This window comes from uncultured Shimia sp., assembly GCF_913054185.1.
Classification (GTDB): Bacteria; Pseudomonadota; Alphaproteobacteria; order Rhodobacterales; family Rhodobacteraceae; genus Shimia.
Genome location: NZ_CAJXIV010000014.1, coordinates 14,110 through 34,415, shown reverse-complemented (window position 1 = coordinate 34,415; position 20,306 = coordinate 14,110). Strand labels below are relative to the sequence as shown.

Annotated in this window: 21 protein-coding genes; 8 read left to right on the top strand and 13 right to left on the bottom strand. The window is 54.0% G+C overall.

Translation table 11 applies throughout. The annotated features are described in order from the left end of the window. Position 1 precedes the first annotated feature (1 nt). Positions 2-280 carry a DUF2160 domain-containing protein gene (locus QZ517_RS05160; RefSeq protein WP_294223187.1) on the top strand — a complete coding sequence of 93 codons (279 nt, stop codon included), beginning with the start codon at positions 2-4 and terminating at the stop codon, positions 278-280. Positions 281-650: 370 nt separating this feature from the next. Here QZ517_RS05160 and QZ517_RS05155 read toward each other — a convergent pair whose 3' ends face one another. After that, positions 651-1,766, bottom strand: coding sequence for a M56 family metallopeptidase (locus QZ517_RS05155; protein ID WP_294223185.1), 1,116 nt, complete (start codon positions 1,764-1,766; stop codon positions 651-653). After that, complete coding sequence (locus tag QZ517_RS05150) at positions 1,756-2,157, bottom strand: BlaI/MecI/CopY family transcriptional regulator (protein WP_366766003.1); 402 nt, start codon at positions 2,155-2,157, stop codon at positions 1,756-1,758. The genes QZ517_RS05155 and QZ517_RS05150 overlap by 11 nt, the downstream gene beginning before the upstream one ends. A gap of 465 nt (positions 2,158-2,622) precedes the next feature. Between QZ517_RS05150 and QZ517_RS05145 the strand changes: the two genes are divergently transcribed. Further along, on the top strand, positions 2,623-3,543 hold the full coding sequence (locus QZ517_RS05145) for an MBL fold metallo-hydrolase (protein WP_294223181.1): 921 nt from the start codon (positions 2,623-2,625) through the stop codon (positions 3,541-3,543). A gap of 2 nt (positions 3,544-3,545) precedes the next feature. Further along, the gene (locus tag QZ517_RS05140; protein WP_294223178.1) at positions 3,546-4,490 is read left to right on the top strand and encodes an MBL fold metallo-hydrolase; all 945 of its coding nucleotides are present in this window, start codon (positions 3,546-3,548) and stop codon (positions 4,488-4,490) included. Positions 4,491-4,553: 63 nt separating this feature from the next. Here the strand turns inward: QZ517_RS05140 and hemA are convergent, their stop codons facing one another. The 9 genes from hemA to soxX all read right to left on the bottom strand — a co-directional run bounded on the left by hemA (position 4,554) and on the right by soxX (position 12,608). Beyond that, on the bottom strand, positions 4,554-5,792 hold the full coding sequence (gene hemA / locus QZ517_RS05135; protein ID WP_294223176.1) for a 5-aminolevulinate synthase: 1,239 nt from the start codon (positions 5,790-5,792) through the stop codon (positions 4,554-4,556). Then, positions 5,792-6,241 (bottom strand): DUF302 domain-containing protein, encoded by a 450-nt coding sequence (locus QZ517_RS05130; RefSeq protein WP_294223172.1) that lies wholly within the window; start codon positions 6,239-6,241, stop codon positions 5,792-5,794. Before QZ517_RS05130 ends, hemA begins: the two co-directional genes overlap by 1 nt. A 103-nt stretch (positions 6,242-6,344) precedes the next feature. Further along, a complete protein-coding gene (locus QZ517_RS05125; RefSeq protein WP_294223170.1) occupies positions 6,345-7,385 on the bottom strand; it encodes a c-type cytochrome in 1,041 nt (346 codons plus the stop codon). Continuing rightward, entirely contained in the window at positions 7,369-8,652 is a 1,284-nt protein-coding gene (gene soxC / locus QZ517_RS05120) for a sulfite dehydrogenase (RefSeq protein ID WP_294223168.1), read from the bottom strand. The genes QZ517_RS05125 and soxC overlap by 17 nt, the downstream gene beginning before the upstream one ends. Before the next feature lie 33 nt (positions 8,653-8,685). Next, on the bottom strand, positions 8,686-10,389 hold the full coding sequence (soxB, locus tag QZ517_RS05115) for a thiosulfohydrolase SoxB (protein ID WP_294223166.1): 1,704 nt from the start codon (positions 10,387-10,389) through the stop codon (positions 8,686-8,688). Between the two features lie 96 nt (positions 10,390-10,485). Beyond that, positions 10,486-11,277 (bottom strand): sulfur oxidation c-type cytochrome SoxA, encoded by a 792-nt coding sequence (gene soxA, locus QZ517_RS05110; protein WP_294223246.1) that lies wholly within the window; start codon positions 11,275-11,277, stop codon positions 10,486-10,488. 73 nt (positions 11,278-11,350) lie between these two features. Beyond that, positions 11,351-11,680 (bottom strand): thiosulfate oxidation carrier complex protein SoxZ, encoded by a 330-nt coding sequence (soxZ, locus tag QZ517_RS05105; RefSeq protein ID WP_294223164.1) that lies wholly within the window; start codon positions 11,678-11,680, stop codon positions 11,351-11,353. A 20-nt stretch (positions 11,681-11,700) separates the two neighbouring features. Continuing rightward, the gene (gene soxY / locus QZ517_RS05100; RefSeq protein ID WP_294223159.1) at positions 11,701-12,123 is read right to left on the bottom strand and encodes a thiosulfate oxidation carrier protein SoxY; all 423 of its coding nucleotides are present in this window, start codon (positions 12,121-12,123) and stop codon (positions 11,701-11,703) included. Positions 12,124-12,152: 29 nt separating this feature from the next. After that, positions 12,153-12,608, bottom strand: a complete 456-nt coding sequence (gene soxX, locus QZ517_RS05095) for a sulfur oxidation c-type cytochrome SoxX (RefSeq protein WP_294223155.1) — start codon at positions 12,606-12,608, stop codon at positions 12,153-12,155. Positions 12,609-12,963: 355 nt separating this feature from the next. On the opposite strand from soxX, the gene QZ517_RS05090 reads away from it, so the two are divergent. Then, positions 12,964-14,025: a YeeE/YedE family protein gene (locus tag QZ517_RS05090; RefSeq protein ID WP_294223152.1), complete on the top strand. Its 1,062-nt coding sequence runs from the start codon at positions 12,964-12,966 to the stop codon at positions 14,023-14,025. Positions 14,026-14,047: 22 nt separating this feature from the next. On the opposite strand, the gene QZ517_RS05085 is transcribed toward QZ517_RS05090, so the two are convergent. Further along, complete coding sequence (locus QZ517_RS05085; RefSeq protein ID WP_294223148.1) at positions 14,048-14,788, bottom strand: cytochrome c biogenesis protein CcdA; 741 nt, start codon at positions 14,786-14,788, stop codon at positions 14,048-14,050. 70 nt (positions 14,789-14,858) lie between these two features. Here QZ517_RS05085 and QZ517_RS05080 point away from each other — a divergent pair, with 70 nt between their 5' ends. The 4 genes from QZ517_RS05080 to QZ517_RS05065 all read left to right on the top strand — a co-directional run bounded on the left by QZ517_RS05080 (position 14,859) and on the right by QZ517_RS05065 (position 18,220). After that, entirely contained in the window at positions 14,859-15,227 is a 369-nt protein-coding gene (locus tag QZ517_RS05080; protein WP_294223146.1) for a hypothetical protein, read from the top strand. A gap of 65 nt (positions 15,228-15,292) precedes the next feature. Beyond that, on the top strand, positions 15,293-15,631 hold the full coding sequence (locus QZ517_RS05075) for a metalloregulator ArsR/SmtB family transcription factor (RefSeq protein WP_283427894.1): 339 nt from the start codon (positions 15,293-15,295) through the stop codon (positions 15,629-15,631). Positions 15,632-15,673: 42 nt separating this feature from the next. Beyond that, positions 15,674-16,723: a YeeE/YedE family protein gene (locus QZ517_RS05070; protein ID WP_294223143.1), complete on the top strand. Its 1,050-nt coding sequence runs from the start codon at positions 15,674-15,676 to the stop codon at positions 16,721-16,723. 429 nt (positions 16,724-17,152) lie between these two features. Then, positions 17,153-18,220 (top strand): helix-turn-helix domain-containing protein, encoded by a 1,068-nt coding sequence (locus tag QZ517_RS05065; RefSeq protein WP_294223141.1) that lies wholly within the window; start codon positions 17,153-17,155, stop codon positions 18,218-18,220. Between the two features lie 480 nt (positions 18,221-18,700). Here QZ517_RS05065 and QZ517_RS05060 read toward each other — a convergent pair whose 3' ends face one another. Then, entirely contained in the window at positions 18,701-19,843 is a 1,143-nt protein-coding gene (locus QZ517_RS05060; protein ID WP_294223139.1) for an aminotransferase class V-fold PLP-dependent enzyme, read from the bottom strand. Positions 19,844-20,306 lie beyond the last annotated feature (463 nt).

Below are 20,306 nucleotides of genomic sequence, written 5' to 3'. Positions count from 1 at the left end.
TATGTTAAGCTGGATGGCATGGACCTGGCCCACAGCCGCAATCTTCATTGTACTTTTTAGTGCCATTGGAACCTTGATCGCAATTGAGATCAAACACCCCGGCGGGGCCGAGCGCAAAGGTGTGCTTGGGCTTGTGACCACGCGAGGCGACCGGCTGTTCCTCACGTGCTTGGGTGGTAGCTTCATCTTCCTCGCCTGGCTGGGCCTGATGGGCGAACCGCTCTGGTGGCCACTTGGTCTGGCAATGTGCTGGGGCACTTTCTGCTTCTGGAAGGTCTGACCAAAACCCCACAACAATCGTCAATGGGCAGCGCCGAACAAAGCGCTGCCCTTTGTGTTTCGCAAGAGCCGCGCTCTCTGGTACTGGCCGCAGACACAGATGCCTCCGGCGCGGACATTTAAGGATAGAAGAAGGCTAGGCCCTTTCACTTCTCCTTCGTGGAATATCTCGGGGGAGTCGCCATCGGCGACGGGGGCTGCGCCCCCATGCCTTACCCTCCGGAAAGAATTCTTAATGCGGTCAGCTTCCCAAAAGACGCACCTCCGCAAAACAACCGCGATACAGATGCCATACCGACGTGGATTTTCATGGGTTAACGGCCCCGCCACAAAGCACTGTGACGAGGCCGCTTTCTAAGTTTCTGACAGCTTTACCAGCTGCGCTGCGCCAACGTGTTGAGCTCGTTGAGACGATCCAGATTGGCTACCGTGCTGAGCATAATCCGCTCATGGCTCCAGTCCTCTGGCTCGGTCAAGGACACCGCACCAAGCAGCACCACACCAGCCATCAGAACCGACATACCAGCCCCCAGAACAAGCGCCTCTTTGGCCGGATCATCCTGATCCCGCGCGATCTCCAGAATGCGGTCTTTTAGCATTGAGCGTCGTGACAGGAACGGCACTTTGCGCCCCACCAAAGGCACACCAAAGGCAGTGGGTTGCGCCTTGGCTTGCACTTGTGAAAACCGTGCAACCTCCAACAGCCGCAGTGCATAGCCATGGGCGTCAAAGCCTTTGCGTGCCAGATAAGCCCGATCACAGGCCAATTCACCAAGCTTACGCAACCGACTGGAAAGAAACCAAAACCCTGGATTGAGCACCGCCAACGGTGAGATTAGTGACAACAGAACTTCCGCATCCACATCACCTTGGCGAATGTGCTGCATCTCATGCCCAAGAGCCATTTGTACGCCCGATGCATCACGATAAAGCGAAACCGGCAGCACCACATAATAGCGTAAGAGACCACGGGTCGAAAATGGCACCTCTACAGCAGGCGAAACAACAACTGACACCCATCTGGTTTTCTGCACGACACGGCCCGAGCTGATGGCCCGACGAATGCGTCCAATATTGATGGCCAAATAAATACCGCGCACAACAAACCCGACTGCAAACGCGGCAATCACCACCTGCGCTAGCACTGACCCACCAGTGGACATCTGATCCAGCCACTGTGTTTTCATCGCCAACAGCGCGGACATCTCCTGCGCGGAAAGCGCAATATTTCCGCTAAGCACCTGAGAAACAACCACATCTGTCGCATTCACGGAAGCCGCGTAAGACGTTGTCATAAGATACGGCGTGACCAACGGAACCAGTGCCAAACAGGCTATCGCCGCCATGCCCAAACGTCGTCGCGTATGGAAACTGCGCCGCCCACCAGACAGCACAAAAAGGCCCTCAAAACAGGCAAAAACACATGCGGCTAACAGGATCAAAAGCTGAACCCAGATCGCCCCCCCTACGATTTGATCAACCGTCATCCTTTCTGATCCTTGTGTCGATGATCTCTTTGATTTCCTGGATCATTTCGTCTGTCAGGTCCTCATTATCCACCAGTCGCGCCACCAGCGCCGTCGGGGTTCCTCCAAACAAGGTTTTAGACAGATTTTTCAGGCTGCGACCTTCATAGTCGCCTTTCTCAACGGCAGGGGAATACACCAGCGCCCGATCCTTGCGGTCCGAGGTCACAAACCCTTTGTCGTCCAGAATTTTCATCACGGTTGCCACAGACGTATAGGCGCGCTGATCTTCATCACCCAACGCCCCCATGATATCACGCACAGATCCTGTGCCGATCTCCCAAAGGGCGATCATGAATTCCAGCTCAACATCCGTGAGCATCTCACTGCGTCGACGTGCCAACGTGGCCACTCCGTATTTGATTACTAGAAAATTAGTACTGCATCTGTGTGCTTGGGGGAAGAGAATTCGTGCGGTCTCACTTAAGTCAAAATCGGTTACTGTCAGACATTTGCGTGGAGACGCGGTCTGGAAAAGCCGTGCCAACTGCGGAAACAATTGACGGCAATTTTGTACCATAGAAGGTGGGACGGTGCACCCAAAGGGAACCGACTGGCATTGGACAAAGGCTCTGCCGGCCACCTTACATCGAGGCCATTGTCGGACTGTGCGAGGCGAGCCCTAATACTGGACGGGAATGGGAAAGTAGTTCGTCCGTCCTATCTACAATACTGTCCGACGTCTTATAGAAACAGGCATCGCACCGAGTTCTTGACAAAGTGCACCTTCAATTTCGCCTGTAGGTTTCACGCCTAAAGCCTTGCTCCAAGCCGGACATTAATACATATTCGAATAGGAGAATTAATGGAGCACGTGATGACCAAAACCAGAAGACAATTCCTTGCCGGCAGTGCTGCACTCACAGCAGGCGCAGCGCTCGGCCTATACTCGGGACCATCACATGCCCAACTCGCGCTGGGTGACTTCAAAATTGACGTCGTCAGCGACGGCTCTCTGACATTGCCGGGCGGTTTCATATTCGACCCAATGCCAAAAGATGAACTGCTCCCCATTCTAAAAGAACATGGCCAATCCGCCGAGGTTCTGACCCCTCCTTGCAATGTTACCCTGCTGCGACATGGGGATCGGACCGTCTTGTTTGACGTCGGAGCCGGGCCAGATTTCTCTCCGAATACCGGGGCTCTATTGGACTCTCTAGGTGCCTTGGGAGTCTCTCCAGACGACGTGACAGACATAATTTTCACCCATGCGCACCCAGATCACCTGTGGGGATTGCTGGACGATTTTGACGACCCGCACTTTCCCGAGGCCAGCTACATGATTGGCAAAACGGAATGGGATTATTGGATGAACCCCAACACCGTAGATGACATCGGTGAGGCGCGTGCGTCTTTTGCCGTTGGCGCACAGCGCAGGTTAGCGATGATCGAGGATCAGATTACGTTTTTTGAGGACGGAGAAGAATTTATGACAGGCATCGCCGCGCGCGCAACGGTTGGACACACCCCCGGTCACATGGCGCTGGAAATACGCAGTGGGTCCGAAGCAGTAATGGTTCTGGGGGATAGCATTGGCAACGACCACATCGCGTTTGCACGGCCTGGCTGGATTTCCGGGTCAGACCAAGACCCAGAAACAGCGGCCACAACGCGCACCACTCTGATGGATCAACTGTCACATGAAAAGACCCGCGTGATTGGCTACCACTTGACCGGAAATGGCATCGGCTATGTCGACAAAATGTCTGATGGCTATGCTTTTGTGGCGGAGGCATGATGATGAAAAATTCTATTCTCGCATTCGCCTTGCTTGCCGCCCCTGCCCTTGCCAGCGAAGACATCGCTGATCAATACCCCGGCTCAGTGCTGTACTCGAAGCCATACGAAGTGCTTCCAGGCGTGTTCTCGGCGATTGGCGCCACCGCCCCGCCAACCTATGAAAACGCTGGTCACAACAATAACCTTAGCTTCATCATAACCGGCGACGGTGTGGTGGTGATCAACGGTGGTGCGTCCTACCAACTGGCTGAAGCGCTGCATCTGGAGATCAAGGCCGTAACGGATCAACCGGTAAAACTGGTGTTCAACGAAAACGGCCAGGGCCACGCCATGCTTGGCAATTCATATTGGGCTGATCAGGGGGTCGAAATTGTGGCCCACACAGACGCTGCTGCTGAATTTGAAAGCCATGGCGGGCAGTCTTTGCGCGCGGCTCAGGCGCGGGTGATGGAGAAAGCGGACGACACCCGCGTCGCCCTTCCAACGCAGACATTTGAAGACAGCTATCTGGTAGAGATGGGCGGGGTTCAAATCGAAGCCCGCTACCTTGGCCCGGCCCACAGCCCCGGCGACATCGTCATTTGGCTGCCGCAAAAAAACTTGGTTATTTCCGGCGACATGGCCTTTCACGAACGCATGTTGCCAATTTTTGAGCACACGGTGACGGCCGACTGGATCGAAACGTGGGAAACCGAGTTCGAAGCGCTCAACGCAACTTATGTCATTCCTGGCCACGGTCATCCCACCAATATGGATCAGGTGCGGCGCTATACCCGGGATTACTTGGTGTTCTTACGTGCTAAAATCGCCGCGCATCTGGATGACGGTGGTGATTTGGCTGACGCTTATTATGTGGATCAGTCGCCTTACACCAATCTCGATACATTTGAAGAACTTGCGACCAAAAATGCTGGACGTGTGTATGAGCAAATGGAATTTGAATAACCGAAAAATCTGAGGCCAAACCACGTTGATGCTGGTTGGCCTCACGTTCCATTTTGCCCGATGTTATTGGGCCGCCAAAGGCTGCCGCGCCAGCTGACACTTGTCCCACAAGTCACCCAATGCCCCAATCAGATAGGCAATGTCCTGATCTGAATGAACCGGGGACGGTGTGATACGCAACCTCTCGGACCCTTTGGGCACCGTGGGATAGTTGATCGGCTGAATGTAAACACCATAGTCTTTGAGCAAGACATCAGAGATGAATTTACATTTCACCGGGTCGCCAACCATCACCGGAATGATGTGACTTGGGTTGGCAACGTGAGGGATACCCATCCGCTCAAGCTCTGCCCGAACTTTTGCAACTTTACTTTGTTGCGTTTCTCGCTCAACGCCACTTTGTTTCAAATGACCAATCGAAGCTGCTGCTCCTGCGGCAATCGAGGGCGGCAGCGCAGTGGTGAAAATAAACCCGCTGGCAAAGCTGCGTACTAAATCACACAGCTCGCCTGAGGCGGCGATGTAGCCTCCGACAACACCAAAGGCCTTACCCAAAGTGCCTTCGATCACCGTCAGTCGATGCATCACGCCTTCACGTTCTGCAATGCCGCCGCCACGTGGTCCATACATGCCAACCGCATGAACCTCATCCAGATATGTCATGGCGTTATATTTGTCTGCCAAATCACATATCTGCGTGATCGGGGCGATATCACCATCCATCGAATAGACGCTCTCAAATGCAATCAGTTTTGGGCAATCGAAAGGCAATGACGACAGCTTTTGTTCCAGATCTTCCAGATCATTATGTTTCCAGATCATCGTCTCCGCTCTTGAGTGGCGAATGCCCTCAATCATGGACGCATGGTTCAGAGCATCCGACAGCACGACACATCCGGGAATGCGGCTGGCAATGGTCCCCAGTGCCGCCCAGTTGGACACGTAGCCTGAGGTAAACAACAGCGCGGCTTCCTTGCCGTGCAGATCTGCCAATTCCGCCTCAAGCAGTACATGATCATGGGTGGTGCCTGAAATGTTTCGCGTGCCACCGGCCCCGGCCCCGCATCGGTCCAGCGCATCATGCATCGCCGCCAAGACTTTGGGGTGTTGCCCCATCCCCAAATAGTCATTTGAGCACCAGATGGTCACGTCATCTGACGTGGGTTCACCGTCCGCACCGGCAACATGTGACTTTGCATTTGGGAACGCCCCACACTGACGCTCCAGCTCAGCAAACACGCGATAGTTACCCTGGTCGCGCAGCTCATCCAGCGCGCCTTTAAAAAACTGTTGGTAGTCCATTATTCTGCCAAAGCCTCGCCGACAATCTCTGCCAACAAGGCCTGAACCTCTTGCATCGGACCTTCAGGGTAGTTGCGGTATCCAAGCATAACTTGGCCTTCGCGGTCCGCCACAAAAATTCCATAGGGGCAATGCGCGATATTCATGGGATCGGCCTCCATCATTTTGCGCGACAAAACGGCCGAGCAAAAAATGTAAATTTCAGCCTGATCAAACAGAGTGACATCACTGCCCACGTCCTGTTTTGTCCGGTTCAACATGTCACCGACATGACTGACGTAGTCGATGTTCAGCCCTTTACCGATGATTGCACTTTCAAGGCTGAAAGCCGCGTCCTCAAAGCTGCCGTCGTAGCTGTACACCGTCGACGTGTTCTCCGCGACAGCTGCTCCAGCAACGGTGATTGTTGCGACTGCGGCCAACACACCGCCAAACAAAAATGATCTCATGATCTCACTCTCCGGTTGCTAACAACTCTGCTGCCTTATTGAGAGCCCATGTGGCCATTACAGCCACAAGGGTCAGGACGCGTCAAACACAGCGTCCTTTATGTCACTCATCAAATGATCGAAGGTATTCGATAAGTGCGCGCTGATCGGCCTCTTTCTTCAGGCCGGCAAAGGACATTTTTGTGCCTTTCATATAGGCTTTGGGCTTTGCCAAAAATGCGGACAGCTCTGCGTCATTCCAGACCAATCCAGCCTCAGCAACTTTCTTCATTGGTTTTGAGTATTTGAAGCCCTCAACCGCACCCGCTGCGCCATCAACAATATTTGTCAAAATCGGCCCGGTACGGTTCTTTGCGCCCTCACCAACTTGATGGCACGCCTTACATTTTTTAAAGACCTTTTTCCCAGCTGCTGCCAGTTCCGCGTTGATAGCAGTGGTTTCCGCAACCTCAGCTTCCGCTTCGACAACTTCTGCCTCCACCTCAGCCGCCTCAGGAGTTTTGGCGGCGTTCTCCTGTGTCGGAGTTACGTCCAAAACCAAGGCCCGCATGGTCACAACAACATCATCCTTGCAGTTCTGCATACAAGGTTCACCTGTCCACACCGGATATTCCGTCTCGGCCCGGTCATCGATGATAAACCCATTTGCGTTGGGCATTTCAACGTCCAGAAAGGTTTCGTTGGACAGGACAAAATCATCCTCTACCAGATCGTTAGAATACAGAATGTAGGCCACCATTGCATAGACCTCATCGTCCGAGAGGCTGCCCGCATTGCCATAAGGCATCGAACGTTTGATGTAGTCAAAAGTGGTTGTCAGATACGGCCAATAGGATCCAACCGTTTTTAGAGGATCGTCGTGGTTCAACGTATCCGCGCCACCTGCAAGTTTAGGCCAATTGTCGATACCTTCGGCAAAATCACCATGACAAGACGCGCATTTGTCAGCAAAAATCTCCTCGCCGTCCAATGCATCACCCGATCCTACGGGCAGGCCCATGCCATCCGGGCTGATGTCCCCATCCCACGCGGCGATTTCTTCGGGCAACGCCATGCGCCCCAGGCCAAATTTTTCGGCAAGAACCGGTCCGGCGACCATGGCGATCGCCACTGCCAATGCCGTTGATTTAAGAAACTTCGACATTTTCTGCCTCACCGTTAGACCGCACCAGCCAAGTTTGGATGCAGTTGTTGTGATAGATCGAGTTCAGCCCACGCACCTCACGCAATTGCGTCTTCGTCGGCTGCACATATCCGGTGTCATCCATTGCACGCGATTGCAGCAGCATTTCTGTGCCATCCCAGTCGGTATCGAGATAGAACCGGGTCAGTGCCATCTTTTCTCCCGGTTTCGCCAACCGCGCCGTTTCCCAGGTCATGCCACCATCCTTGGAAACATCCACACGGGTAATTGCGCCGCGCCCGGACCATGCCAGGCCGGTGATCACCAGTGGCCCAGTACCGTGCTTGATTGGCGCCTGCGGGCTGGGGCTGGTCACAACTGATTTGGCATCCATCGCCCAGGTCCACTTGCGACTGGTCCCGTCTGCGAGCGTGTCGGTGTATTTGCTGGTCTCTTCGCGGCTTTCCACCGGACCATCCGTCACCTTGATGCGGCGGATCCATTTGACCCACATGTTGCCTTCCCAACCGGGGACAACCAAACGCACAGGATAGCCATGCTCTTTACGCAGCGCTTCACCGTTGGCCTTAAAGGCAACCAAAACGTCATCCAGCGCCTTTTCCATCGGAATGGAACGGCCATTTGACGACGCATCCGCCCCTTCGACAAAAACCCACTTGTCCTTAAGATCGCCAGCCGTATCCAGGCCGGCCTCTTCCAGCAGCGTGCGCAGCGGCACGCCGGTGTATTCCATGTTGTGGATCATGCCGTGAGTGAATTGCGCCCCGTTCAGCTGTGCGCCCGCCCACTCCATGCCGGTATTGGCCGCACATTCACAAAAATAGACGTGGTTTTCACGCGGGAACCGTTCCAGATCGGCGTAACTAAACACCAAAGGTGTATCAACCAAGCCATTGATCATCAGACGGAAATCGTCTTTTTTTAGATCAATCGCCCCCGAATGGTGGCGTTCAAATGCGCAGCCCTGTGGGGTGATGGTGCCATCCAATGCGTGAATCGGCGTGAAGTTGATTGAGCTGACCGTATCCGCCGTCAGCCATTCCACGTTGCGCCGGATAACGTCGCCCTCGTGTTCCGTTGGCAGACCATAGCGCACCGCATCCACACCATCGCCAAACTCTTGCGCCCAGGGCTGGATCTCGGTGATCAAAGGGTCCGGAGATTGCGCACGGGCCGCACCGGCTGTCAGCGCCCCTGCCCCCGCAGCCACAGCGCCACCTAAGAAAGCACGCCGCGAGCGACTTGTTTCGTTGTCTTTATCTGACATATCAGATGCCTCTTTAATTGCGACTTGTGGAGCTTAGGCTCCGACAACTTTCACACTGTTGTTTGGGTCAAGAGAGATGGTGCCCTGTTTGGCGATATGCGCTTCGACCACATCCCAAATTTTTGGACCTTCGGTGCCCTCATTGACCGACGCCCATCCCGCAACCTGATAGGTTTTGGACGGATCAATACGCTCGCCGGTTTTAAGCAACGTCATCTCTGTAATCCGGCTGCCCTGCGGCTTAGTCACATCAATCCGATAGCCAATGCCACCAACGCGGACCATATCGCCGCCCTGCTGATAGTATGGGTCCGGATTAAACAGATTGTCGGCAACATCTTCGAGCACCACATGCAGGAACTCACCTGTCATCTCAGTACGATAAGCCTCGCCATAGCTCATCGAGGTTACGTTCCAGATGTCTTCGCGAGTAATGTCCTGTCCCGGCAGGATAGACGGCCCCCACCGCACACCTGGAGACAGAGCAATATCCGCCTCACGCTCCGAAATCAGTGCATCACAGATTAAGTCGTCCCATGTGCCGTTAAAATTACCACGGCGATACAGCATCTGATCATCCGCAGTGTGACCAATGACTTCGCTTAATTGATCCACATACGGCGCTCGCTGTGCATCAATCAATTGTGCGATATCTGGGTCAGGCGTGATCACATCGCTGAAGATCGGGATCAGCTTGTGGCGAAAGCCCATCATGCGGCCATCACGCACATCCAAGTCCACGCGACTGACAAATTTTCCGTTGGAGCCTGACGCGACAATAATGGTTTCACCAACCAACACGGGTTCCGGCAACGCATCATGGGTGTGGCCGGACAAGATCACGTCGATGCCTGTCACTTTGCCCGCCATCTGCTTATCAACGTCAAACCCATTGTGGCTGAGACAAACCACCAACTCCGCACCCTGAGCGCGGACCTGATCGACCATCTCCTGCATGTGCGCATCCCGGATCCCAAACGAATATTCGGGGAACATCCAACCAGGATTCGCGATGGGCATATACGGGAAGGCCTGGCCGATGACTGCAACCTTCACTCCGCCACTTTCAAAGAACTTGTACGGCGGGAACAGCTCTGCTGGCTCATCCCACTCGGCATCAAAAATGTTCTGCCCCAAAGCCGCAAATGGCAGGCCCTCGACAATCTCATTCACCCGCTCAGACCCAAGCGTGAACTCCCAGTGAAACGTCATAGCGTCAGGCTTGAGCGCGTTCATCACATTGACCATGTCCTGACCTTGGGTGTGATGACAGGTGTAGCTGCCATGCCAAGTGTCGCCCCCATCCAGCAACAGCGCATCCGGACGTGCCGCTCGGATCGAATTGATGACAGTCGAAACACGATCCAGACCACCGACGCGGCCATAACCTTTTGCAAGGGACGAGAAGTCACTGTGGCTGAGCGCATAGGCGGATGGGCTGCCGTCATCGATGCCATACAGCTTGCGGAACTCAGCACCCGTAACATGGGGCACCGCCCCCTTGTTTCCCCCAACCCCGATATTGACCGAAGGCTCGCGGAAGTAGATCGGTTTTAGTTGGGCGTGGATGTCGGTCACATGGATCAGCGAGACATTGCCAAAAGTGTCAAACTCTAAAAGCTTGTCCTGTGTCAGCGATTGCTGCGCGGCCACCCGCGCCCAGTTTCCAAACCCCGATGTCCCATAAAGCGCGGCGGCGGCCATGCTGGTTTGCAAAAAGTCACGGCGAGAAATCATAGTCGATCCTTGTTGTGGTTACATATACGCATATATGAATTTGTATGGGCGGACAAAAGCCCCAATACCGTCAGGCACTGGGGCTTTGTATTTTTGTTAGTTCCGGACCGACGGCGTTTCAACGGAAAGCCCCTGGCCACGCGACGCGATATACAGCTCGAGAGATTTGAACTCCTCACCACCAACTTTGTATGGCTCAGCCCGAATATTCTTCATGCAGCCCTTAAAGCGAGCATGCGTCGAATTCAGCTTGGCATTTTTCAGACGATAAGTCGGAAAGCCGTTGGTCTGACCCTGACTCAGATGGTCCGCACGGATCATCGTGTCGTAATTGTCTTCATGACAATTTGAACAGGCCATATCCAGCTGCCCAACGCGCGTGTAGTACAGCTCCCTGCCCTGTTCCCAGAACTCGGCAGCCTCACCATCGATGGCCACATTCATTGGCATACCACGCGACTGCAAGCCAATCAGGGCAGTCATTGCAATTATTTGGCTGCCTGAATACTTCCAGGGCTCGGCCCCCATATGGTCAGTCCGGCAGGTGTTCACCAGATCCTCCATGGTGACCACTTTGCCATCTTCAACTCGGGGCAATGTGGTTCGCAAACCCGCAAACTGCCCGACGTCCTCGTGACATGAGGCGCAAGCTTTGCCTTCGCTTCCCTCAACCTCGTTCCAGAGATCAATCGCCTGATCAACAAAAACAAACCCTGGGTTGTCAAAATCATCAAGCTGTAAGGCCTGCGTTTCTTTTGCACGGTAGATCCACCCGGAGGTCACTTCGTCAAGGTTTTCCGCATGGGCTGGGGCCGCAGTTTGAATTGTGAATTCTTGCCCGTCAATCGACAGCGCTGCGGATTCCTCCGCATGGGTACTGACTGCCATCCCCACAAAACATGCCGTACTTACCAGTACTTTTAGCGTCTTCATTCGGTCGTCCTCCCTATTCTGTCCGACCTCAGCCGATCGCGATTTTTTTCGCTGTTTCGTAGACTGATCCGTCATCGTCGTACCAAGTGAATTTGAACTCGCCAGCCTCGGGGACCATTGCTTCAAACTCAAAATATGGGTTGGTCGAAACCGCAGGTTCAACGGTAACGTCAATCACATTCTGCCCGTTAAAATCCGCCGTGAAACGATTGATGATCGAGCGTGGAATGAGGTTGCCGTCATCGCCCTTGCGCTGACCGGATTCCATCTTGTGGCTGATCAGCGTTTTGATTGTGATGATATCTCCAGCCGCAGCTGTCTTTGGAACTTTGACGCGAGGTTTTACACCAGAAGCCATAGTTGTTCTCCTCGTCTGAGTTAGCCGCCGCAGCCGCCGATAGTTACTTTTACGGTTGCGCTTGCCTTGTGGAACGAGCCGTCTTCCATTTTGGCAATCGCAACGACATCCTGTGTCTTTGCCAAACGAATACGGGTTGATCCGGAGCGAGATCCAGCCAGAGGTCCGAACTTGAAGGTCGCAACAGCAGGTGTTGGGTTGCCAGATGCAAACAGAGCAATCTCAACAGCTCCAGCAGCCGCAACTTCAACCGGAACGGTGTTCCCGTTTTCCGCAATTTCTGGCGCGGTCAATTCAATGCCGCCTTCAGTGATTTCTGCTCCGCCAGTTATGGCAGCAATCGCATCATCGGTCAGCGATGCAAATGCCGGCAGACCAGTCAGCGATGCCATCGCAAATGTGCTTGTACCAAGCGCAAGCACTTTTCGACGTGTTAGGTCCATTTCGTTTCCTCCCATTGAGTCCGGGTAAATTATTCGTCTTTCAAAGTCTGAAGATACGCGAGGACATCTTCGACCTGTTGCGCGGTCAAGATGGTCTTGCCGTCGAATTTTTTGAGTGTGCGTTCAAAACCTGTATTTTGATAAAACGCAGGCATGATGCTGTCTTCAAACACCATTTTTGAATTGGCCACGATCGCGCGCAGCTCTTGTGCCTCCCACCGATCCGCAACACCTGTCATTTCAGGGCCGACTTCACCGTGGAACGACTCCTCGGGCATGTCTGCATTGACATGGCAAGCCAGACAATTGCCCAGCTTTCTGTTCTTGAAAACATCCCGGCCATTAGCTGGGTCTCCGGCCACGCCAGTCAATGACGCTTCAACGACGCCATCCTCATACTTGACATCACCTGGAGCCACGGGCTCAGCGGCCAATGGATTTGCCAGAAATCCCGCAACTGCGATTGATAAACCGATGATCCTCATGCGTCCTCCCAAACACTTCAGTTCGCCGCAACGTACCGCACGATTCTGTGAAAACGCAATAACAAATTCATTTACATGAATTTTTGTATTTGTCCGACGGTCAAGAAATGCCCGAGCACTTCGAAGTCTTTCAGAACGCCAGCATGATGATTGCCCGTGCACCTGCGCCTCACTTTTACAACTATCAATCAATGTGTTACCTCCAGTGTGACGGCACACCTGAACGCACATTTTGTATACACTTTTTGCCTGTAATCTCTGCAAACTCTCAGGTGAGTCAAAAAATGATCTGCATCAAAGCGGGCTTCACAAATATCACCACATATCGCAATGTGTGAATGGATTGGAGCACATCATGGACCTGATCACCCTGGTTGAGCAGATCGGCGAAGCCCCTACCGCGGCCCTTTTCGGGTTACTCACTGGAGTAGTGTTTGGCGCCTCTGCCCAGCGATCACGGTTTTGCCTGCGTGCTGCCACGGTTGAATTTGCCCGCGGCAAGATGCAAGGCAGCGTCGCTGTTTGGCTGCTCACTTTCTCGACTGCGCTCGTTTGGGTGCAAGGTGCCCAACTGCTCGGCCTGATGGAGTCCTCCAGCGCCCGCATGATGGCGGTCCCTGGCAGCTGGTCAGGTGCCATAATCGGCGGACTCATTTTTGGCGTTGGCATGGTGCTCGCCCGCGGCTGTTCTGGACGGCTATTGGTGCTCGCTGCCACCGGCAACCTGCGCTCGGTGGTATCAGGGCTGATTTTTGCCGTTGTGGCTCAGATGAGCCTGTCCGGCAGCCTGTCTCCACTGCGCAACCAATTGGCCTCTATCTGGGTCACCAGTGACGGGCTCAACATCGATTTGCTGGCTGCGACCAGGTTACCCGACCACTCTGGCCTGCTCTTCGGAATTGGCGTAGCGACACTGGCCCTGATTCTTGCACGCCGCAACAAGATTGGCGCAGCGCGCCTAGTGTTTGCCTCAGGTGTTGGTTTTGCCGTGGCGCTGGGTTGGGTCCTAACCTACGCGTTAAGCTTGATCGCCTTTGATCCGGTACAAGTAGAAAGCGCTACCTTCACAGGACCATCGGCCAATACACTGATGTTCTTTCTCGAACGCGAGTCTGTCTTGCAATTTGACATAGGCCTGGTGCCAGGCGTGTTTGTCGGCGCCTTTGTTGCGGCCGCTCTGGCAGGAGAGTTGAAATTTCAGGCCTTTGATGATGCGCCGACCATGCGCAAGGCGATGGTTGGAGCTGCGCTGATGGGTTTTGGCGGAATGCTGGCCGGCGGCTGTGCAATAGGGGCTGGTGTAACCGGAGGATCCATATTTGTCGGCACAGCTTGGCTGGCCCTGTTCAGCATGTGGATTGGCGCAATGGCAACGGATTGGCTGGTGGATCAGCGTGGTGCGCCCCAAACTACATGATCGCGACGCCCGCCACGCAGGATCAGCGCAACACACCGATATCCGGCGCAATGGCCAGCATCCATTGTGCAATAACGTTGATTGAGTTTGTTGCAATCAGCAGTCCGAACACAATCAGCATAGCACCCATGGTTTTCTCAACCACTCCCAGGTGCCTGCGAAACTTTGACATCCACTTCATGAACGGACCAATGAACAACGCCGCCAGCACAAACGGCGCCGTCATACCCAGTCCGTACGCAAACAACAGCCCTGCCCCGGATGAAGCGGTCTCTGCACCCGCAGCTGTGAACAGGATCGCGGCCAGTACTGGCCCTACGCAAGGGGTCCACCCAAACGCAAAGGCCAAACCAATAGCATAGGCCCCCATAAGGCCAGCTTTGGACGTGCTGCCGGCGTCGGTGCGCAACTGCCGATACAGCAGCCCGATCCGGATGAACCCGAGGAAATGCAAACCCATTGCAACAATAAGCGCCGCTGCAAACCACCGCAAAAAATCAAAGTATTCACGTACTGCTTGACCAAACGCCGTTGCCGCAGCTCCAAGCCCCATGAAAATCGTAATTACACCCGCCGCAAAAAAGCAAGCGGCCAACACGGCACGCAACCGCGTGTGTCTGTCCACTTGTGCCTCAGCAGAAATCTGATTGATGCCAACGCCGGCCAAATAACTCAGATAGAACGGCACAATTGGCAAGATACATGGCGACAAAAATGACAAGACGCCCGCAAATGCAGCGCCCGCAAGGGTAATTTCCATCATGACAGGCGCTCGCTCTTGTATAATTCAAATATTCATATTACGTTGTTTGTTAAGCAAAGGTCAATTTCGCATGTCGCTCCGCCCTATCCTTTTCAGCCTGTTTCTAAGCCTATCGTCGGCATTCTCCGCTACGGCTGAGCCTGTTCTGGTGATGGTGGAAGAACAGGGGTGTGTCTGGTGCGCGCGCTGGAACGATGAGATTGCCCATATCTATCCCAAGACCACTGAGGGCAAAGCCGCGCCTCTACGACGCATGGACATCCATGCGGCGACGCCGGATGATTTGGCGTTCAGCAAATCACTTAACTTCACGCCTACATTTGTTCTGATGGTCGACGGACAAGAAGTCTCCAGGATCGAAGGATATCCTGGAGAGGACTTTTTCTGGGGATTGTTAGGGCAGATGTTGTCGAACGCCAGCATTGATGTATCTGGATGAACTCCAGGTATTATGGCAAGCACCGCGACGAATTGGCCATTACAGATCTAAAGGAAGAGAACCAGATGGGCCTGCCAGTATTTGACAGTAACATGTGTGCCGAAGACATGGACAAGATGGCAGACAATGCCATGAAAGCCTCCTATTTCCTCAAGGCGATCAGCCACGAGGGGCGATTGATGATTTTGTGTCACCTCGCCTCCGGTGAAAAGTCTGTGACCGAACTCGAAAACCTTCTGTCATCGCGACAAGCTGCGGTGTCTCAGCAATTGTCCCGGCTTCGGCTTGAGGGGCTGGTGACACCCAGACGTGACGGTAAAGTCATCTATTACAGCTTGACCGATGACCGGCCCAAAAAGATCATGGAAGTTGTCTATGATCTTTTTTGTCGCGACGACGATTGAACCAATCGAATGCAGTCGCAAAGAGTGTAATGGAATGCGACGATGCTTGATTTGGTCTCTGAACCCATAGCTGTGGCCCTCGTCGGCCTAGTGGGCGGTTTGCTGCTTGGCCTTGCCGCACGCATCGGTCGGTTCTGCACCTTGGGCGCCATAGAAGATTTGTTTTATGGTGAGAATACTCTGCGACTGCGCATGTGGGGTATCGCCATTGGTTTGTCCGTCATGGGAACCTTTGGTCTCGCCGCAGCGGGTTTGCTTGACCTGAGTGAAACTCTCTATCTGTCGCGACAATGGAACCCATTGGAGAGCATATTTGGCGGGCTGCTGTTTGGATATGGCATGGCCCTCGCCGGCAACTGCGGATACGGCGCGTTGGCGCGTGTCGGCGGCGGCGATCTGCGCTCCCTATTGATTGTTCTGGTGATGGGCATTTCCGCTTATGTCACGTTGGGCGGCCCACTGTCTTCGCTGCGCATTTGGATGTTTGGAGCATCAGAGCAGGCATCCAATTTTCCCACCTTCGCCCAACTGGCCACAACGTTGACCGGGATCTCAACGGAGGTCACAGGCATAATAATCGGGGCGGTTATTCTTGCGCTGACTTTGACAAGCAAAACACTTCGGAATTCGCCCAGCCATGTGTTCTGGGGCGCCATTGCCGGGCTGGCGATAGTGCTAGGGTGGGCCGGCACTTATTGGGTGGCCAGTAACGGGTTTGATGCAACCGCTGTTGTCAGCCACACATTTTCAGCCCCCATTGGCGAAACGATGCTGTTTCTTATGACGTCCTCAGGCAATTCGATTAGTTTTGGCACAGGTTCAGTCATCGGGGTTCTGATCGGAGCCTTGATTGGCAGCCTGTATATGGGCCACTTCAGATGGGAATCCTGCGATGATCCCCGCGAGCTGCGGCGACAAATTTTAGGCGCCGCATTCATGGGCACTGGTGCTGTTGTTGCGGTTGGTTGCAGTGTTGGACAGGGATTGTCAGCATTCTCGGTCCTGTCTTACAGCGCTCCACTTACCTTGTTGTGCATTATGGTTGGCGCCGCAGTCGGCCTAAAGCAACTGATCCTCGGGTTTGCACCGTAAGTTGCCTGGCTTCGGCATTTCCCAAACCGTCGAAATTGGAACACAAGGGCCGCCTTCCTAGGTGACCAAGTCGATGATATGGCCGAAGATGCTTGCCGCAGTTCAGCTCCCCGCATCAGGTATGGCTTCGCCAGCGACGGCCAATTCATCAACTCACTTCGGGACGTGGCCAGCCTATTGGTTCGGCAAACGCAGCACTGCGATCGCACACATCGAGCCGCCGTAGTGCTAACTTGCAAAGAAAGGGCACTCCAGCTTAGCTGAGTCCGGGGTCAGGTGGATGTCCCTGCGAAATTTGCCCCTCCAACCCGCTCCCAACGCAACAATTTTCAGAATCGGCGCATCATTTTAAGAAATCGACGCGCCTTGCGACAACCGCATCCCTATATAGGATCCAATCCAATTCTTGAGACAAAAAATAGGCCGACTATGATCTACCTCGACCTTGCACTCCGTGGCGGTGCAATTACGCTTTTGCTTTTGTTGGCCTTATTGCTTTGGCGAGCGCCGATCAGCCTGGAAGGACGCTTATCAGTGGCTGCCTTGGCTGTGTCCGAAACCGCTTTCCTAATCATCACAACTGCTCAACCGCTCGACCTGCACCCAGCGTTGCAATCAAATCTCACGCTGATAGCCAGTTTCACCCCAGCCGCGATAACTTGGCTGATCGTGACAATTTTTCTCGATGCTCCAGGACATCGGTGGCCCTGGCTAGTTGCGTCGTTGGCCACCTCGATTGCGCTTTTCACCCATGAGACGTTTCCAAGCCTCTTCTCTCTATTTTTACCAATGTCCGTGGCACTCTATGGGGCTCTTTTGATCCTCTCGCTCAGGAAACGCCGTGACGATTTGGTGGATTGCCGCTGTCGGGCACGGCCAGGCTTTGCGGCCGCTATTGCTAGTCTTGCGTTGCTCCTGACTGCGGGACAGGCAACCAGCTTTCTTCAGGAGGACAGCCTTGCGCTGGCTCTCCTGCAAGCAGGTGGCACCCTTGTTGTTGCCCTCAACTTCGCGGTGTGGCTGCTACGTCCTGATGCATACCGCTGGCCTGGAGAGACATCTTCGGAAGCCCCCAACCGTTTGCCGGTCCAAGATGATTTTGCCGACCCAGCTCTGATCGCGGGCATCCAGTCGGCGATGAGCGCCGGCATCTGGCGAGAAGAAGGGTTAACCATCGGAGCACTCGCAAGAAAACTCGCCGTGCCGGAGCACAGGGTGCGTCGCGCAATTAATCAAGGTCTGGGGTTTCGCAACTTCTCAAGTTTCATCAACCGCGCTCGGATCCAAGCAGCCTGTGCCGCGTTGACTGATCCCACCCAAATGAACGCGACTGTTCTGGAGATTGCATATGAAGTCGGCTTTGCCTCGGTAGGACCATTCAACCGGGCTTTTCGCGCAGAAATTGGGCATAGCCCAACCGAATACCGACGAACCGCACAGGCAGATACGTTCACCGATTCCGAAAAATCACCGCCAATTGCTGTAAACCTGCACTGAGTTTCAATTTCGGCGCGCAGACATCAGTTTGACGTAACAAGTAAGGGCATCAATTCCACAAAACGGAGATGCTCGATGCGCGCCATAATTCTCACCGTGCTAATAATTTTTGCCAACACAGCTCAGGCCCCAGCACAAACTGTACCGACGATGCCACCCACGGCCTATCCAGAAACCGGAGCCTTTTGTGGCCCCCTAAAACTATGCCCAAAAGCCTCAGTTCCCAAATCTAACAACTAGATCGCTTTTCCGAACCAACCGTGGAGGCACTTACGTACTTTGTGTCCAAACGGGTTTGGTGCAGTGGCCTGCCTATTTGAATTACACCGCACTATAAAAAGTGATGGTTGATCCAACTCGGACACAGCGCTGTGCCGCTTGACCTTCCCGCAAAGGCGCAAGATAACGCTTCCTCTGCGGGAAGGTCATAGGCCAATCTGGTTTGGCGTATAGTTTAGACCTCAGCCTACGCCGAACACGTTACAAACAGCTCAAAAATCGATCGATCTCAGCTTCTGAATTGAAAAAGTTGGGGCTGACTCGCAGCGTCTCGTAACGCTGCGAGATTTGGACTCCCGCATCGGTAAGCCTATCAAATACCGCCGCGTTTTTTATCTGATTACCCGTGCTAAAAACCACGATCGCAGAGCGCTCCTCGAGGTTGTCGAAAGGGGTTAAGATTCGGTGATTCAAGTCGCTCAATCCTGTGATGATGCGGTCTGTGAGCATCTGATTGCGGGCCTGAATATTCTCAATTCCCAATTCTGACAGCAGACCCAGACCAGCGGCCCAGCCGTGCATAAGCGTGTAGGCAATCGTCCCGGTTTCATAGCGGCGGGCATCGCCGTGAAACTCCAGAGTGCTAAAACTCTGCCGGGCAGAAAACATCCCTGGAGATACCGGCCTGATCCGGGCGCGGGCGCGCTCATTTACATATAGGAACCCTGTGCCAGCGAGCCCCATGAGCCATTTGAAACCACCACAGGCCAGCACGTCGATCCCATCATCGTCAACGTTCATAACAGTGGCGCCGGCACACTGCGTACCATCAACAACCAGCAATGCATCATGGGCGCGAGCCAGATTTGACAGCGCTCTTAAATCTGCGCGAAATCCGGTATCAAACCGCACCGCCGTAACCGAAATCACCCGCGTGCGCCCATCTACCACCGCTGCCATATCCTCTACACAAACGCGGTTGTCCGCATCCGGCTGGATGGTGCGCGTTTCCACGCCGCGATCGGCAAGGTTGAACCACGGGAAGGTGCTGTTCCAATGCTCACCTGCCGGCTGAACGACATTGTCCCCTGCCTGCCATTCGATCCCGGCGGCAACTGTACTGATACCTGCTCCGGTGCTTGTGGTTATGGCATAATCCTGTGGCGCCCCTCCCAGCAATCCGGCCAAGAGGTCGCGCAGAGGCGCACGAACTTCGGGGCGAGCGTTTATGTCACAGCCTGCCCAATCCAAATACTGATCAAGCGCAGCACGGCTGCGGTTGTTCAGCGGTGATTGGCCTGCGTTTAGCAAATAGGTGCAGTTCCGCGTGATCGGGTATAGGTCGCGCACCGCGTCAAAATCATCACGCAGGCTTAGTTTATTTGGGGACTTGTGGTCGCGCATCCTCGAGGGACCTCATTGTTCGGCCAGTGCCGGGTTTGAAAATGGATGTGAAGAGATCGCAGACACAAACGACAAATTGATCAATTGTAGCCCCCACAAGCTCAAGCGCGAAATGCCGATACGACTGATCTTAGCAGCTCTCAGCAGACAGCCGAATGTGCTCTGGTTTTTAATCTCGTTGCCGGACAGGAGTTCGTCGCACATCGGTATGGAAGCGTTGGCATTACAATCAAGAAGCCGGTGTACTTAGGAAACTGCATGAGCCACGGTTCACATTCCTGACTAGGCTTGCACAACCATACCTACGGAAAAAGTTGAATTCTTCACCAATTTTGCGTGATCAAGGCGCTACATTGGGTCAAATGATCGAACCAAACTGCATTGAACCCAACATCCTTACGTCACTCCAAACCAACGGATGGCACCTGCCCACTGCGCCGGATCGGTTTGTGCGACAAAGCTC